This is a genomic window from Qipengyuania polymorpha, assembly GCF_019711435.1.
Classification (GTDB): domain Bacteria; phylum Pseudomonadota; class Alphaproteobacteria; order Sphingomonadales; family Sphingomonadaceae; genus Qipengyuania; species Qipengyuania polymorpha.
This window is the reverse complement of record NZ_JAIGNK010000001.1, coordinates 783,440-799,527: the sequence shown is the minus strand read 5'-3', so window position 1 is coordinate 799,527 and position 16,088 is coordinate 783,440. Positions and strand designations below refer to the sequence as shown.

The following is a 16,088-nucleotide window of genomic DNA, read 5'->3' as shown; positions in this document are numbered from 1 at the left end:
ATATGCTGTGTCAGACAGGTATTCAGGCGTAAAACCCTAGGCGAGATGCCCTTGAAGCGCCACCGATTGCGGGAACCGAAGCCCCGTTTCATGCGCTTTTTCCACATATGGATGACCCTTGCGCCCAAGGTAACCATGAACGGCGGGAGCCACCCGCATTCAAACACCGTTCAGCGCGTTTTGGCTACACAGATTGCAATGAGAGCGCAGAAGCGGCATTGGCCGCGTCCATGACCGTTTAACGGCGCCACAAAGCGCTCGACCCCCTATCCACTCTTGGGAGTTACAAGACATGATTTTCACCCGTTCCAACAAGGCTTCGCGTCCGTCTTCGGCTATCGCGATGGCACTCGTCCTCGCGGCCACCGGCGCGCTTGGCATGACCGCTTTCGCCGAGCCCGCACATGCTCAGAAAAAGAAGAAGGAAGAGGAGCGTAAGGCCGAATATTCGAAGGATTGGGTAAAGGTCTACACCCCGCTGAACGAAGCCCTCAAGGCCGAGGCACCCGACATTGAGGCGGCCAGGGGCTTAGTCCCGGCCGTGGTTGCGGCCACGAGCAGCGCTGACGAGAAGCGCGCTGCCGGTGCCCTGATCCTCAACCTCGGCCTCAAGGCTGACGACGAAGCCATGCAGTTGCAGGGCATGAAGATGATGCTCGACAGCGGCATCCTCGAGCCCGACCTTGCCGGCCAGCTCAACTGGAACCTGTTCCAGATCTATCGCGGTCAGGATAACATTGCCGAAGCACGCGCTGCGCTCGAAGCAGCCATTGCGGCAAACTACTCGTTCGAAGCAAACATGAGCGACGGCTCGGTCAGCACCATCGGTGCAGCTGACATGCAGCGCATGATTGCCGATATGTATTTCGATGCCGGACAGACGAGCGAAGGCCTCGCCTATCTGTCGGGCGTGATCGACGGACTGCGCTCTGCCGGTGAACCGGTTGCCGAGACGCTTATCCGCACCGGCCTGCAGCACGCATACGAAAACAACATGAATGCGGAATCCGCGAAATACGTGGCGCTGCTCGCCGAGCAGTATCCGACCCCCACGACCTGGGGCGATGCGGTCATCATCACGCTTACGGCAAAGGATTACGCCAACCCCGAGGCTGTTGACCTCCTGCGTCTTTCGCGCCGTATGAAGGTCTACAACGACACTCGCGTACTCTCGGAATATGTCGAATTGCTCGACCCCCGCCGTTACCCGGGCGAGGTTGTCTCGGCGATCGACGAGGGTTTTGCCCTCGGCAATATTGACAAGACTGACCCCTTCCTCGTCGAATCGCGCAAGGACGCGGCTGGTCGCCTCAACGCCGACCGCGCCGAGCTTGCCAGCCTGGCTGCCGATGCCCGTGCAGCAGGCGCGACACTCAAGACCATTGTTGTCGCGGGCGACACTTTCCTGAGCTACGACCAGCCGGCCGAAGCAGAGGAATTCTACACCAAGGCGCTCACCATGAGCGGTGTGGAAACGCCCGTCGTCCTGACGCGTCTCGGCATCGCCCAGTACGACCAGGGCAAGTATGCGGAGGCTATCGAAACCTTCAAGAAGGTCGAAGGCACGCGCCGCGAACTGGCCAACCTGTGGGCGATCTACGCAGCGCAGCAGGGCGGCATGTAAGCCAGCCTAGCCAGTAACTGAGAAAGACGGCGCGGTTCCTTCGGGACCCGCGCCGTTTTTGTTTTAGCGCAGGCGCTTGACGTAAAGCGTGTTCTCTCGGCGTTTGACATCGAACTGGTCCAGCGAATGGAACAGGTCGGACAGGCGCTTGAAGCCGTAGTTACGCACGTCGAAGCTGGAACGGTTGCCCGCAAGGCTGCCGACTTCGCCCATCTGCGCATAGCCATCCTCGTCGCGGTTGGCCGCTTTCCACGCCGTGCCGAGCAAATCGACCAGTTCCTCGTCGATGCTCGACTTCTCCGCCTTGCCGGTGGCCTTCGAGGGAGTCGCTTCATCCGACGCGCCGGCAATCAGCGCATCGATGTCGATAAAACGGGTGCACGCGCTCTTGAAGGCATCGGGCGTCTTGTTCTTGCTGCCGAAACCGTAAACGATCAGCCCGTCCTGCCTCAGCCGGGTGGCGAGGGGAGTGAAATCGCTGTCGGAACTCATGATCCCGAAACCATCGACCTTGCCCTGGTAGAGCAGGTCGATCGCGTCGATCGTCATGGCCATGTCGGTGGCGTTCTTGCCGGTCGTCATGTCGAACTGCTGGTAGGGCAGGATGCCGAACTTGTGGCTGTACTTGTCCCAGCCCTGCAGGTTCTTCTTGGTGAAGTTGCCGTAGGCGCGCTTGATGTTGACCTGGCCCAGTTCGGCCATGACGGTCAGGACGGGGTCGATGCCGCGCGGCGTCGTGTTGTCCGCGTCGATCAGCAGGGCGATGTTTTTCAGTTCTTTTTCAGCCATGCGCGCTCACATGGGCCGGGCAGGCCTCGAGCGCAAGTCAGTCCGCCGGTTCGAATTCCCCGGTATCTTCGTTCCGCACGTGGAGCACGCCGTCCGAGATCGCGAAAAAGGCACCGCGCAGCTTGAGTTCGCCGCTTGCTTCCTTTTCGCGAACGCACGGAAAGGTCCGCAAATTCTCGATGCTCACACCGACCGCAGCCATTTCCATGGCGCGTTCGGCCTCGCGACTTTCGGTACCGTGCTTCTCTGCGATCGGTTCGCGGGCCTCGTCGAGGAGGTGGACCCAGTTCGCGATGAAACCGCCTTCGCCGAGCGGATTGCCATGCAGGTCCTGGGTCAGCGCGGCCTTGCACCCCCCGCACATCCCGTGCCCCATGACGACGATCTGGCGCACCTTGAGAAACTGGACAGCGAATTCGAGCGCCGCAGACACACCATGCTGTCCCGGCGAAGTCTCGAAGGGCGGCACCAGTGCAGCCACGTTGCGGACCACGAAGATCTCTCCCGGATCAACATCGAAAATCTGCGCGGGATCGACCCTGCTGTCGGAACAGCCGATGATCATGAGTTTCGGACTTTGGCCCTTGCTGACGAGGTCGTCATACCGAGCCTTCTGGCGTGGGTATCCTTCCTTGCGAAAGCGGCGGTAGCCCTGAAGCAATTCGGCAAATTCTGGCATTAGAAACGCTCTCCACGGATGACTTCGACGTCCCACATTGTGAGCAATAGTCCGTGTGATGTCAGGATAGGAGCTAGCGCCTGGGCCAATGCTTGCGAATTTTCCTGCGAGGCGATTGTCACCACGAGGTTCTTGTCGGTTCCCATGACGCGTTCTTCGCGCCAGCGACCCTCGCGACCCCGGCCGGAAGAAACGGGAAGTACAGTCCAGCCCGTGATGCCGACTTCGTCGATAATGGACGTCACGCGCTTCACCTGCGCCTGATCGGCAAGGATTTCGATACGCTTGCGGATAACTGTTTCGATCATGGGGTCACGGCTCCTGCGCCGGTCAGCGTCGCAGCAAGGGCTCCGATCAGGCCAATGTTCAGCAACACGTTGAAGGGGAAGGTGATGCTCAGCGACATCGTCAGGTAAATGCCCGGATCAGCTTCGGGCAGGGCGAGGCGCATGGCCGCCGGTACTGCGATATAACTTGCGCTCGCACACAGCACACCGAGCGCCGCTGCGGAGCCGGTATCGAGGCCAATCGAAACACCGAGCACGGTGCCGATGGCGCCGTTCACCAGCGGCAGCACAATAGCGATGGCGACCAGTCGCCAAGTGAGCGAGCGCGCATCCAGAATACGTCGCGCCGCGATGAGACCCATATCCAGAAGGAACAAGCAGAGGATGCCCTTGAAGAGGCCGTCAAAGAACGGTTTGACGTCGGCGAAGCCCTCAGGGCCCGCGATCATGCCGATGACGAATGCACCCAGCAGCAGGACAACCGAGGGGTTGAGCAAGACCTCATGCGCCAGTTCCTTTCGGCTCTGTCCCCCTTGCAAACCCAGGCCGCGTGCCAGCAGCAGGCCTGCAAGGATCGCGGGGCTTTCCATTGAAGCCATAACGGCGACCATGTACCCCTGAGGCGGAGTGCCCTGGATAGTGTAGATCTCGACAGCGGTGACGAACGTTACAACGCTGACCGAACCATAGTGCGCAGCTACCGCGCCGGCATTGATTCGGCTGAGGCGTCCAAAACCCTTGAGAACCCAGTAGGCATAGATCGGCATTACGAAACCGGCGCCAATGCCGGCCGCAAGTGCGGCCAGCACTGTGCCGTCGAGGCCGGATTCGGCGACCTCGATGCCGCCTTTGAGGCCGATTGCCGCCATCAGGTAAAGGGACATGCCCTTCGCAATGGCTTCAGGGATTGCAAGATCGGACCTTGCGAATGCCGCCAAGAGTCCAAGAACGAAAAACAAGATGACCGGAGAGGTCAGCGCTTGGATGCCCATCGTTTCCATAGCGCGCCGCGTAATCGCAGCTTCGCGAAAGAGCAAGTTGCACCATTGCAGACATACTCGCCTTTCCCTAGATGGGCCCCGCAATGAACGACCTCTCTTCCCCGCCCAAAACCGACGGCGAACCGCCGAAGAAGCAGCGCAAGCCCGACTGGATTCGCGTGAAAGCGCCTGTCAGCAAGGGCTATCACGAGACGCGCAAGCTGATGCGCGACCTCTCGCTCAACACGGTGTGCGAGGAGGCGGCCTGCCCGAATATCGGCGAATGCTGGGACAAGAAGCACGCCACGGTCATGATTCTCGGCGATGTCTGCACGCGTGCCTGCGCCTTCTGCAATGTGAAGACCGGCATGCCGCGCATGGTCGATCCGATGGAGCCGGAAAACGTCGCCATCGCGGCTGGCCAGATGGGCCTCAACCACATCGTCATTACCAGCGTCGACCGCGACGACCTGCCCGATGGCGGCGCGGACCAGTTCGTGAAGGTCATCAAGGCCCTGCGCCGCGAGACTCCCGAAACGACCATCGAGATCCTCACTCCCGACTTCCGCGGCAAGATGCGCGCAGCGGTGGAGAAGATCTGCGAGGCGGGCCCCGATGTCTACAACCACAATCTCGAGACCGTACCGCGCCTGTATCCGACAATCCGGCCCGGCGCGCGCTATTACGCCTCGCTGCGCCTGCTCGAAGAGGTGAAGGCACACGACCCGCTGATTTTCACCAAGTCTGGCATCATGCTCGGTCTCGGCGAACAGCGGCTCGAAGTGCACCAGGTCATGGACGACATGCGCAGCGCCGATGTCGATTTCATCACCATGGGCCAGTACCTCCAGCCCACACCGAAGCACGCCAAGGTCGAGGATTTCGTTACGCCAAAGGCCTTCGCTGCCTATGGCTCGATTGCACGCGCCAAGGGCTTCCTTCAGGTCGCATCGAGCCCGCTCACGCGCTCGAGCTACCACGCGGGTGACGATTTCGCAGTGATGAAGGCGGCACGCGAAGAGAAGCTGGCCAAGGCGAGGGCGAGGGCACAGGGCTGATGCCGGGCATACGCGAGACGCGGCGCCTTCCCTACAGCTGCGAACAGATGTTCGACCTCGTCGCCGATGTGGCGAGCTATCCCAAGTTCCTGCCCTGGGTCGTCGCTACGCGCATCCGCAGCAATACCGAAACCGAGATGGAGGCCGACATGCTGGTCGGCTTCAAGGCGATCCGCGAGAAATTCACCTCGCGCGTCATCAAGAAGCGGCCCGAGCATATCGAGGTCTTTTATGTCGATGGGCCGCTGAAAGACCTCGACAACAATTGGTATTTCAAATGCCTTCCCGACGGCGGGTGCGAGATCGACTTCTGCGTCGAATTCAGCTTCCGCAACGCCGTGTTCGAGGCGCTTGCAGGCCAGTATTTCGACCGCGCTTTTCGCAAGATGGTCGAGGCGTTCGAGAAACGCGCGGACGAACTCTACGGCCGCGAGAACGCCGCCGCCAACCTCTAGGGCATCAGCAATTCGAGAGCGCAAACGGTCGCTTCGCGCCGGATGTCTGCGCGCGAGGTCGGCTCGAATTTCTTGAGTTCGCCTTCGGGTTCGCCTTCCTGGCCGCGCACGACGCGGGCGAAGACCACCGTGCCGACGGGCTTCAGCGTTGTTCCGCCGGTAGGGCCTGCCACGCCGCTGATGGCCACCGCCACATCGGCATCGCTCTTGGCCAGCGCTCCCTTCGCCATGGCCCATGCACAGGCAATCGAAACCGCGCCAAATGTCTCGATGATGTCGAGCGGCACACCGAGCGCTTCCATCTTCGATTCATTCGAATAGGTCACGAAACCGCGGTCGAACACGGCCGAGGATCCGGGAATTTCGGTAAGCGCGGCCGAGACCAGCCCGCCCGTGCAGCTTTCGGCGAGCACCACCTTGCGTCCGGCAGCACGATTGGCCTCGATGACCTTGGCCGCAAGGTCATCGATTTCATGCGGAAGAAGCTCGCCTGGAGTGGTCATCCCTCGGTATTCCGACGTTCACGGCCCTTGTCTTCCCACACCAGCTTGATGACCGTTCCGACGAAGGTCGCAAAATTGTCTGCCGGCAAGGGGTCGAGCGATTCCATGACCTCTTCGATAGGGGCGCAGTGCTTTTCCTCGATATCCTCGGAGAGCTTTTCGGGAAGCATGATCTCGATCATCGGCTTGATGAACTCATCGGGCAGCTCGTCGAGCTCGTTACTGCCTCGCGGACCGTTCTTGCCATCGTTCACGATTGCGACAACCAAGGCCCGCGCATGCGGCCAATTTGCTTCCGCCCCTTCGGCAAACTTGGCTGTCAGTGCCTCCATGTTGGTCACGAGATAGCCGTCGGGAGCAAGCGATCCGGCGCACTTTTTCGTAATCGTTTCGACGAAAATAGGCATGAAGTAGCGGACACCGCCGACGATGACTTCCTGGTCAGGCTTGGGCGAAGGCGCCGTTTCCTGCGCGCTCGCCATCGCGCTGCTGCCCATGGCCAAAGCACCCAGCAAGATCCCGAATTTCTTCATTGCGATTCCCCTTCAATCGTTCCGAATGACCGTCGCTGCGGCCTGTGCGGCTATGCCTTCGCCCCGTCCGGTGAAGCCGAGCCTTTCCGTGGTCGTCGCCTTCACCGATATCGCGCCCGTGTCAACGCCGAGCAGTTCGGCAATCCGTTGCCGCATGGCTTCGCGGTGGGGACCAATCTTGGGCGCCTCGCAGATGATGGTAAGGTCGATATTGCCCGTCCGATAGCCTGCTTCGTCCACGAGTTTCGCCGCATGCGCCACGAACCGGTCGCTGCTCGCGCCCTTCCATTGCGGGTCGGATGGCGGAAAGTGGTCGCCGATGTCGCCATTACCGATTGCCCCAAGCAAAGCATCGACGATGGCATGGAGCGCCACGTCGGCATCGCTGTGACCGGCAAGGCCCTTGTCGTGCTCGATCTTGATACCGCCCAGCCATAGTTCCTCGCCTGCGGCCAGCTTGTGGACATCGAAACCGGTGCCGATGCGCACTGGGGGAAGGTTGGACACGAAATCCTCCGCGAATGTGAGTTTCCTGAGGCGCTCGTCGCCCTCGACCAGTGCCACCGAGCCTCCTGCAGCGCGCAAGACCTGCGCATCGTCTCCGGCAGTGGGCTCGCCTTGCCATGCGCGATGAGCGGCGTGGATGTCGGCGAAGCGAAAGGCCTGCGGCGTCTGCACGCGGCGCAGTTTCTCGCGCTCTCCGCTCCCTGCCATGGCACCGGCGTCATCGATGGCGAGGCTGTCGACGACGGGGAGGGTGGGGATGGCTCCGGGGTGCTCGTCCAGCGCCTGAAGCAGCTTTTCGATGACGGGCTTGGGTAGATGCGGACGCGCCGCGTCATGGATGAGAACACGCTCGGCGCTCTTTACCGCTTCAAGACCGAACGCCACCGATTGCTGTCGCGTTGCTCCGCCGGTGACGGCTTGCCAGCCATCAAGTCCGCTGAGAGCACGGGACAAAAGTTCGTCACCACCCTCTGGTATCATCACCACTAGGGGCGCCGCGCCGGCTTCGAGCAGTGCCTCCACCGAATGCCGCACCACCGGCTTGCCGCGCCATTGCGCGAATTGCTTCGGTACCGGCTGTCCCGCGCGCAGGCCCTTGCCCGCGGCAACCACGATGGCGGCGAAGGAGGGGAGAGGGCGTTCGTCCTGCATAGCTATGTCCCGCCCGCTAGCGGGTTGAGGTTTTCGCTGCAACGCACTATGTGCCTGCCCAATATTTAGGCACACCACCCAGTCATGAACGCGACCACTTCTCCTCCGGCCCCGCCGAAGCCCATCCACATCGGTAATGTGGCCATCGACACGCCGGTCATCCTGGCGCCGATGACGGGCGTCACCGACCTGCCGTTCCGCAAGCTGGTGCGCAAATACGGCTCGGGCCTCAATGTCACCGAGATGATTGCCAGCGAGGCGGCTATCCGCGAGACGCGCCAATCGGTGCAGAAGGCCGCGTGGGACCCTATCGAAGAACCGGTTTCGATGCAGCTGGTCGGCTGCGACCCGCACAGCATGGCCGAAGCCGCCAAGCTCCAGCAGGGAAATGGCGCCGACATCATCGACATCAATTTCGGCTGCCCGGTGCGCAAAGTCGTCGGCCAGCTTGCCGGGTCGGCGCTGATGAAGGAAGTCGGGCTCGCCACCAAGCTGATGGAAGCGACGGTCAAGGCGGTCGATGTTCCGGTGACGGTCAAGATGCGCATGGGCTGGGACCACGCCGACCTCAATGCGCCCGAACTGGCGCGTATTGCCGAAGACCTCGGTGTGAAGATGGTCACCGTCCACGGCCGCACGCGCAACCAGATGTACAAGGGGAGCGCCGACTGGGCCTTCATCCGCAAGGTGAAGGACGCGGTGAACATCCCCGTCATCGTCAATGGCGACATCTGCACCATCGACGACGCGGACAAGGCGCTCGAGCAATCGGGTGCGGACGGGCTGATGATTGGCCGCGGTGCCTATGGCAAACCGTGGCTGCTGGCGCAGGTCATGCACTGGTGGAAGACGGGCGAGAAGCTCGAGAGCCCTAGTTTCGACGAGCAATACGAGGTCGTGGTCGAGCATTATCGCGACATGCTCGAGCTTTATGGCGAGCAGGTTGGCGTCAAGATAGCGCGCAAGCATCTCGGCTGGTACACCAAGGGAATGCACGGCTCGGCAGAGTTCCGCAACCGCGTGAACTTCCTCGACGATACCACTGAAGTCCTTGATGAATTGGAACGTTTCTACGAGCCGTTCCTGCACCGGCGCGCCGCATGAGCGCCAGTCCGGGCGCGCCCGATGCCGCCGCGCAGATTTCCGGACTGATTTTCGCCGTGCTGCTCGTCAACGAGGCTGACTGCATCATCGAAGCCAATCCTGCTGCCGAGGAATTGCTCGGTCGCAGTGCGGGCAAGCTCACCACCATGGAACTTGGCGAGGCCATCGTTATCGACGACGAGCGGCTGCGCGAAAGCCTGACCAAGCGCGATGCGCAGATGATCGTTCGCGGCATCGCCATTTCGACGGGGCAGGGCGGACGGCGGGTTAACATCACCAGCTCACCGATGCATTCGCACCCCGGCTGGCGCGTGGTGACGCTTTCCGAGCTGGGCCAGGAAGGCAATGACGGCGACGACGAGGAACGCGTCGAACTGCGTGCCCCGGCGGTCCTCGCGCATGAAATCAAGAACCCGCTCTCGGCCATTCGCGGCGCAAGCCAGCTGATTGCTCGGCGTGCCTCCGAACGTGACCGCCCGCTGGCGACGATGATCGAGGGCGAAGTCGACCGTATCGCCCAACTTATCGACCGGATGCAGCAACTTGGCAGTCGCAGTTCGGTACAGACTGGCCCTTGCAATCTCCACGAGGCCATCCGCAATGCCATGGCGACAGTGAGGGCAGGGCGCGACGATGGCTGCGAATTGGTCGAGGAGTTCGACCCCTCATTGCCGCCTGTCGAAGCCGACCAGGGGGCGCTCGAACAGGTCCTCATCAACCTTCTCGCCAATGCCTGCGATGCTTGCTCGAATGTCGAAGATGCGCGGGTTTCCGTCCGCACACGCTTCGTCAGTGGCCTGGTGTTTTCCGCCATCCGCCTCGGCAAAGCGACCCGTCTGCCTATCGAGATTACTGTCACCGACCCCGGGCCGGGTCTCCCGTCGCATCTGCGTGACCATGCATTCGAGCCCTTCGTATCGGGCAAGCCGCACGGGCAGGGCCTCGGACTCGCCCTCGTCCGCAAGCTCCTGCGCGACATGGGCGGCCGCATCGCGCATGAACGTGACGAGCGCGCCGGCCTCACCCATTTCCGCATCAATCTCGCTGTCGCAGACAGGAAGCCGTCATGAGCCACAAGGTCCTGCTGGTCGAGGACGACCGTGCCATCGCCACCGTTATCACCGAGGCCCTGCGCGACGAAGGCTTCGACATCACCGCCTGCGCCAGCATCGCCAAGCGCGACGCCTTGCTGTCCGATGCAAGTTTCGACGTCATGCTGACCGACATCATGCTGGAAGATGGCGACGGCCTGGATGGCATCGCTTCAGTACGGGAGAAAGCGCCGTCGATGCCGGTCATCGTGCTTTCGGCGCAGAACACGCTCGATACCGCCGTGCGCGCCAGCGACAGTGAAGCCTTCGAATATTTCCCCAAGCCCTTCGATCTCGACGAACTGACGCAGGCAGTGAAGCAGGCGGTCGCGCAGTCCCCGCGCAGCAGCGCTTCTGAAGGCGAGGGCGAGGGGGGCGACCTGCCGCTCATCGGGCGAAGCCGGGCGATGCAGGACGTCTATCGCATGATCACGCGGGTCCTGCGCAACGATTTGACCGTGCTCGTTACCGGCGAAAGCGGGACGGGTAAGGAACTGGTGGCCGAGGCCATCCACCAGCTCGGCTCGCGCCGCACCGGCCCTTTCGTCGCGGTCAACATGGCCGCCATCCCGCACGATTTGCTCGAAAGCGAGCTGTTCGGTCACGAACGCGGTGCCTTCACCGGCGCACATTCGCAGCAAATCGGCAAGTTCGAACAGGCCAATGGCGGCACGCTCTTTCTCGACGAAATCGGTGACATGCCCGCCGAGGCGCAGACTCGCCTGCTCCGTGCCCTACAGTCGGGGCGCATCCGGCGCGTTGGTGGGCGGCAGGAAATCGGAGTGGACGTACGCATCGTCGCGGCGACGAATCGCGATCTTACTCCGATGATTGCCGATGGGCGTTTCCGCGAAGACCTGTTCTATCGCCTGAACGTCGTCCCCATCCATTTGCCCCCCTTGCGCGAACGGCGCGAGGATATCGGAGCGCTGACCCGCCATTTCCTCGGCCAGGCAAGGGAAGAGGGGCTGCCCCAACATTCGGTGAGCGAAGAAGCCGTCGCCGCGCTCTCGGCCCACGATTGGCGCGGCAACGTGCGCGAACTGCGCAACCACGTCTTCCGTCTTGCCCTGATGGCGCGCGATGAGGTCATCGATGCAGAACTCGTCAACGACTTGCTGCCGAAGCCAGTCACCAATGGGGCAGGGGAGAGCGACAACGCTTTCGAGGCATCCCTGGCTACCTGGCTGGACCTAAAGCGACCTGCCGATGGTTCGCTCTACCACGAAGCACTCGCCGAGTTCGAAAAGCCGCTGATCGAGCATGCCCTACGCGAGACAAACGGCAATCAGCTACGCGCTGCCGAACTCCTCGGCATCAATCGCAACACCCTGCGGAAGAAGTTGGGCGAGCTCGATATCCGGCCGGAGCATTACGTCCAGCGACGCTGACACGCATTTCGTCGTTTTTGTACTTGCATATTTGCAACAGTAGCGATGTAAGTGCGCAACGATGGCATCCCAAGCCACCCCCCAGACCCGACGCACCCCGCGCTTGTGGCGCAGGTTCGTCGTGACGTCGCGCAGGGCCAACCTTTTCTCGCTCATCGAAATCGCAGCGGTTGCCGCATTTTTCGCAATGGTTGCGACGACTTGGGCAACCTTCAGTTCGGCACCGCCCAATGGCCAGCTGCTTCCCAGCAGCCAGGTCGCGGTCCTGCTCATCGGCACACTCATACCGGCCATGGCGCTGCTCGTTCTGGCAGGTCGCAGGCTTGCACTGAGACGCGCCGCCGGCAGCACGGCGCGCCTCCACGTCCGCCTCGTGTTCTTCTTCTCGATGGTCGCGGCTGTCCCGACGCTGCTCGTCGCCGCCTTTGCCGCGGTCCTGTTCCAGTCGGGCGTCGACTTCTGGTTCTCGGACAATTCGCGCGGATTGATGGAGAACGCCAACGCGTTGGCTGAAAGCTATTACGAGGACAACCAGCTCGATCTCGCCGAAGAGACCATTTCGATGGCGATGGACATGAATGCCTATATCCAGCGCATTTCCGTCACCGACCCCGATTTCCTCCTCGCTTACGAATATCAGGCTGGCCCGCGTGACGTCGTCGAAAGCGCCATCCTGCAGGCCATGCCCGACGGTAGCGCACGTACAGCGGTGCTCTACAATGTTTCCGAGGACAGCGACCCGGTCGCCTTCACCGAGGAGAGCCTGCCCGGTCTGCGCCGCGGTGAGCAGGTCGCGGTTCGCGGCAGCCCCGAACGTATCGAGGCCATTGCCCCCATCGACCGTGTCGCGGGCATCTATCTCTACACGGCTCGCGATACCGAAGGGGTAAGCTTCCGCAGCTGGGAACGCGCGCGCTCGATTTCGGTAGCCTATGATGAACTGACCTCACGTGCGCGGGCATTGCAGTTGCGCTTCAACCTCGCGCTGTTCTTCGTCAGCCTTGCGCTGGTTGGCCTAGCGGTCTGGTTCGCGCTGCGCTTTGCCGACCGACAGGTCGAACCACTCACCGATCTCGTCGCTGCCGCGCGCAAGGTGGGGGCGGGCAATTTCGGTATGCGTGTCGAGGGGCGGACCGGTGCCGACGAGATCGGCCTGCTCAACCGCGCTTTCAACCGCATGACCGCGCAGCTCGAACGCCAGACCGATGCACTGATGTCCGCCAATGAAGAGCTGGAGGACCGCCGCAGCTTCATCGAGGCGGTGCTGGAATCGGTCAGCGCGGGTGTCATCACCATCGACGGGAACCGCCGCGTCCTGCTGATGAATGCACCTGCGCAGAACACTTTGCTCGAGGGCGGGCAGGGTGGGAAGCAGCCCGAAACTCTCGACGAAATGGCTCCGCAGATTGCCGCCATGGTGATTGCCGGGCTCGATCGCGGCGTTGTCAGCCACACGCGGCAAGGCGAGTTGATGACGCTCGCCGTCAAGCTCGTGCGCGAAGGCGACGGGCATGTGATTACCTTCGAGGACATCACCCGGCAGCTGCTCGACCAGCGGCAGGCCGCATGGTCTGATGTTGCGCGTCGCATCGCGCATGAGATCAAGAACCCGCTCACGCCCATCCAGCTCGCGACCGAGCGTCTCAAGCGCCGCTATCGCAAACAAATCGAGCAGGATGGCGAACTCTTCGACGAATTGACCAACACCATCGTACGGCAGGTCGGTGACCTCAGGAAAATGGTCGACGAATTCTCCAGCTTCGCTCGCCTGCCAAAGCCGGTCTTCCGGCCGGAGGATGCGCTGGACCTCATCCGCCAGTCGCTATTCCTCCAGGAAGTGGCCAATCCGGAGATCAATTACGGATTGACCACCGAGGTCGAGGGACCGCTCAAGATCCAGGCCGATCGCCACCAACTTGGGCAGGCCGTTACCAATATCCTCAAGAATGCTGCCGAGGCCATCGAGGCCCGAACGCCGCATGCGCCGGAGGATTATCGTGGACGCATCGCCGTCGAAGTCACCGAGGACGAGGACGCCATCACGGTCGCCGTCACCGATAACGGTATCGGCCTGCCGCAGGACCGCGAACGCATCCTCGAGCCCTATGTCACGACGCGCGCCAAGGGCACCGGCCTCGGCCTCGCCATCGTGAACAAGATTGTCGAAGAACACGGCGGGGAGATGAGTTTCTCCTCCGTCGATGGCGGTGGAACGCGGGTCACCCTGCGCTTTGCCCGCGACCCCCATGGCGTCCGCAAGGATGACGCCGACGCCCCTGCCGAAGAGAAAACGGGAAGCTGACTATGGCACTGGACATCCTCATCGTCGACGACGAGCGCGACATCCGCGAACTGGTTGCAGGCGTGCTGAGCGACGAGGGCTATGAATGCCGCACCGCCGCCGACAGCGCCTCTGCACTCGACGCGGTCGACGAGAAGCGGCCGAGCCTCGTACTGCTCGACGTGTGGCTCCACGGCAGCCAGATGGATGGGCTGGAAGTGCTCGACGCGATCAAGCTGCGTGAGCCCGAATTGCCGGTCATCATCTTTTCCGGCCACGGCAATATCGACACGGCGGTGAGCGCGGTGAGCCGCGGGGCGATGGACTTCATCGAAAAGCCCTTCGAGGCCGAGCGCCTGCTCCACCTCGTCGAACGTGCCACCGAGACCGAACGCCTGCGCCGCGAGAACACACGCCTGCGCGAAGGCTTGGGCGAGGGGGGCGAGTTTACCGGCAACTCCGCGGTAATAAACAACGTCCGTGCCACGTTGAAACGCGTGGCGCAGACCGGCAGCCGCGTGCTCATCAGCGGTCCTGCAGGATCGGGCAAGGAAGTGGCCGCGCGCCTGCTTCACAGCTGGTCCACGCGCGGGGACAAACCCTTCGTCATCGTCAATTCCGCGCGCATCACACCCGAGCGCTTCGAAGAGGAATTGTTCGGCGAGGAAGCCGACGGCAAGCTGGTTCGGCCCGGCCTGCTGGAAACTGCAGACGGCGGCACTCTCTACCTCGACGAGGTGGCCGACATGCCGCTCTCGACTCAGGCCCGTATCCTGCGCGTCCTGACCGAACAGAGCTTCGTGCGCGTCGGCGGGACGCGGCAGATCGGTGTGGACGTGCGTGTCGTTTCCTCGACCGCTCGCGACCTCGCCAAGGAGATGGAGGAAAAGAACTTCCGCGAAGACCTCTTCTACCGCCTCAACGTCGTGCCGGTCGAAATCCCCTCGCTGGCCGAGCGGCGTGACGACATCCCGGCGCTCGCCGAATATTTCTTTGCCCGCTACGCAACGGAGCAGGGCATCCGCCCGCCCGCCATCAGCGAGGAAGCGATGGCTGCGCTGCAGGCCTATGACTGGCCGGGCAACGTTCGCCAGCTGCGCAATGTAGTCGAGCGTACCATCATCCTGACGCCGCGCGACCAGTTGGAAACCGTCGAGGCCGAAATGCTGTCCGAAGAAATCTCGGGAGGCAGTGCAGCCGGAAACACCGGCATGGCGGCGCTGATGGGCGCACCCTTGCGCGAAGCACGTGAGAGCTTCGAGCGTGAATATCTCGCTATCCAGATCCGCCGCTTCTCGGGCAATATCTCCAAGACAGCGAGTTTCATCGGGATGGAGCGCTCGGCCTTGCACCGCAAGCTGAAGCTCCTGGGCATGGCCGAACGCAAGGGTGGCGGAAGCCAATAAGGCATCACACCCACTGGCGCCCAATTTCGTCCAGAAGCCTCGGAAATATTTATTTATTGCCCTCGGGCACTCCAATCGGCACATTGCGTTTCAAATCCGGACGTAATGTCTGGTGCCCGGACGCGGTGGGAGCGTCCAGATCGCGGACCGCAAAGCGGCCGCCAACAATAAGGAGACACGCAAGATGTCTGGCGAACGCACCCTATCGGCCCGCCCGAGGCCTCAGCAACCGCCCGCGCCAAAGGGCAAGCAGCCGAGCCTGCAGGACGCATTTCTAAACCTGCTGCGCAAGAACAAGACACCCGTCACCGTCTTTCTCGTGAAGGGCGTGAAGCTTCAGGGTATCGTGACCTGGTTCGACAATTTCTCCATCCTGCTGCGGCGGGACGGGCAGTCGCAGCTGGTCTACAAACATGCGGTCAGCACGATCATGCCCGGCCAGCCCATCGATGCGGCGCAATTTGCCAGCCAGGGTAGCAATGCCAAGCAACGCCTGCTGCAGGACGTTTTCCTCAGCCGCGTGCGCGAAGCAGAGGCGCAGGTGACGATGTTCCTCGTCAACGGCGTAATGCTGCAGGGCGTGATCGCGGCCTATGACCTGTTCTGCATGCTGCTCGAGCGTGATGGCTATGTGCAGCTCGCCTACAAGCATGCGGTCTCCACCATCCAGCCAGCCACTCCGGTCGATTTGACCGAGGACTGGGAAGAAGAAGACGAAAACTGAGTTTCGACGACGATTTGCTAGGCGA

16 protein-coding genes are annotated in these 16,088 nt (G+C 62.1%); 9 read left to right on the top strand and 7 right to left on the bottom strand.

The features are described from left to right. The first annotated feature begins 292 nt into the window (after nucleotides 1-292). Nucleotides 293-1,624, top strand: a complete 1,332-nt coding sequence (locus K3152_RS03980) for a tetratricopeptide repeat protein (protein ID WP_221572705.1) — start codon at nucleotides 293-295, stop codon at nucleotides 1,622-1,624. Nucleotides 1,625-1,687: 63 nt separating this feature from the next. Here K3152_RS03980 and K3152_RS03975 read toward each other — a convergent pair whose 3' ends face one another. The 4 genes from K3152_RS03975 to K3152_RS03960 are packed head-to-tail and all read right to left on the bottom strand — an operon-like array spanning nucleotide 1,688 to nucleotide 4,380. After that, nucleotides 1,688-2,413, bottom strand: coding sequence for an NYN domain-containing protein (locus K3152_RS03975; RefSeq protein ID WP_221572704.1), 726 nt, complete (start codon nucleotides 2,411-2,413; stop codon nucleotides 1,688-1,690). A 37-nt stretch (nucleotides 2,414-2,450) separates the two neighbouring features. Continuing rightward, nucleotides 2,451-3,092 carry a carbonic anhydrase gene (locus tag K3152_RS03970; protein WP_221572703.1) on the bottom strand — a complete coding sequence of 214 codons (642 nt, stop codon included), beginning with the start codon at nucleotides 3,090-3,092 and terminating at the stop codon, nucleotides 2,451-2,453. Then, nucleotides 3,092-3,400, bottom strand: a complete 309-nt coding sequence (locus K3152_RS03965; protein WP_221428427.1) for a P-II family nitrogen regulator — start codon at nucleotides 3,398-3,400, stop codon at nucleotides 3,092-3,094. Before K3152_RS03965 ends, K3152_RS03970 begins: the two co-directional genes overlap by 1 nt. Then, on the bottom strand, nucleotides 3,397-4,380 hold the full coding sequence (locus K3152_RS03960) for a sodium-dependent bicarbonate transport family permease (protein WP_247713136.1): 984 nt from the start codon (nucleotides 4,378-4,380) through the stop codon (nucleotides 3,397-3,399). Before K3152_RS03960 ends, K3152_RS03965 begins: the two co-directional genes overlap by 4 nt. Nucleotides 4,381-4,463: 83 nt before the next feature. On the opposite strand from K3152_RS03960, the gene lipA reads away from it, so the two are divergent. After that, nucleotides 4,464-5,417, top strand: a complete 954-nt coding sequence (lipA, locus tag K3152_RS03955) for a lipoyl synthase (protein ID WP_221572702.1) — start codon at nucleotides 4,464-4,466, stop codon at nucleotides 5,415-5,417. Next, on the top strand, nucleotides 5,417-5,872 hold the full coding sequence (locus K3152_RS03950; RefSeq protein WP_221572701.1) for a type II toxin-antitoxin system RatA family toxin: 456 nt from the start codon (nucleotides 5,417-5,419) through the stop codon (nucleotides 5,870-5,872). Before lipA ends, K3152_RS03950 begins: the two co-directional genes overlap by 1 nt. On the opposite strand, the gene K3152_RS03945 is transcribed toward K3152_RS03950, so the two are convergent. The 3 genes from K3152_RS03945 to K3152_RS03935 are packed head-to-tail and all read right to left on the bottom strand — an operon-like array spanning nucleotide 5,869 to nucleotide 8,066. Continuing rightward, nucleotides 5,869-6,375 (bottom strand): CinA family protein, encoded by a 507-nt coding sequence (locus K3152_RS03945; RefSeq protein WP_221572700.1) that lies wholly within the window; start codon nucleotides 6,373-6,375, stop codon nucleotides 5,869-5,871. The two genes, K3152_RS03950 and K3152_RS03945, sit on opposite strands and share 4 nt — an antisense overlap. Next, nucleotides 6,372-6,908: a hypothetical protein gene (locus tag K3152_RS03940; protein WP_221572699.1), complete on the bottom strand. Its 537-nt coding sequence runs from the start codon at nucleotides 6,906-6,908 to the stop codon at nucleotides 6,372-6,374. Before K3152_RS03940 ends, K3152_RS03945 begins: the two co-directional genes overlap by 4 nt. Nucleotides 6,909-6,920: 12 nt before the next feature. Continuing rightward, nucleotides 6,921-8,066 (bottom strand): bifunctional 2-C-methyl-D-erythritol 4-phosphate cytidylyltransferase/2-C-methyl-D-erythritol 2,4-cyclodiphosphate synthase, encoded by a 1,146-nt coding sequence (locus K3152_RS03935; RefSeq protein ID WP_221572698.1) that lies wholly within the window; start codon nucleotides 8,064-8,066, stop codon nucleotides 6,921-6,923. A gap of 84 nt (nucleotides 8,067-8,150) precedes the next feature. Between K3152_RS03935 and dusB the strand changes: the two genes are divergently transcribed. From dusB to hfq, 6 genes are all read left to right on the top strand, one after another. Beyond that, nucleotides 8,151-9,170, top strand: coding sequence for a tRNA dihydrouridine synthase DusB (gene dusB / locus K3152_RS03930; RefSeq protein ID WP_221572697.1), 1,020 nt, complete (start codon nucleotides 8,151-8,153; stop codon nucleotides 9,168-9,170). Next, nucleotides 9,167-10,240: a two-component system sensor histidine kinase NtrB gene (locus K3152_RS03925; RefSeq protein ID WP_221572696.1), complete on the top strand. Its 1,074-nt coding sequence runs from the start codon at nucleotides 9,167-9,169 to the stop codon at nucleotides 10,238-10,240. Before dusB ends, K3152_RS03925 begins: the two co-directional genes overlap by 4 nt. Then, nucleotides 10,237-11,652 (top strand): nitrogen regulation protein NR(I), encoded by a 1,416-nt coding sequence (gene ntrC / locus K3152_RS03920; protein ID WP_221572695.1) that lies wholly within the window; start codon nucleotides 10,237-10,239, stop codon nucleotides 11,650-11,652. The genes K3152_RS03925 and ntrC overlap by 4 nt, the downstream gene beginning before the upstream one ends. Before the next feature lie 61 nt (nucleotides 11,653-11,713). Then, entirely contained in the window at nucleotides 11,714-13,954 is a 2,241-nt protein-coding gene (locus tag K3152_RS03915; protein ID WP_221572694.1) for a sensor histidine kinase, read from the top strand. A 2-nt stretch (nucleotides 13,955-13,956) separates the two neighbouring features. Continuing rightward, nucleotides 13,957-15,339 (top strand): nitrogen assimilation response regulator NtrX, encoded by a 1,383-nt coding sequence (ntrX, locus tag K3152_RS03910; RefSeq protein ID WP_221572693.1) that lies wholly within the window; start codon nucleotides 13,957-13,959, stop codon nucleotides 15,337-15,339. A gap of 184 nt (nucleotides 15,340-15,523) precedes the next feature. After that, nucleotides 15,524-16,063 (top strand): RNA chaperone Hfq, encoded by a 540-nt coding sequence (gene hfq, locus K3152_RS03905; protein WP_221572692.1) that lies wholly within the window; start codon nucleotides 15,524-15,526, stop codon nucleotides 16,061-16,063. Nucleotides 16,064-16,088: the final 25 nt, after the last annotated feature.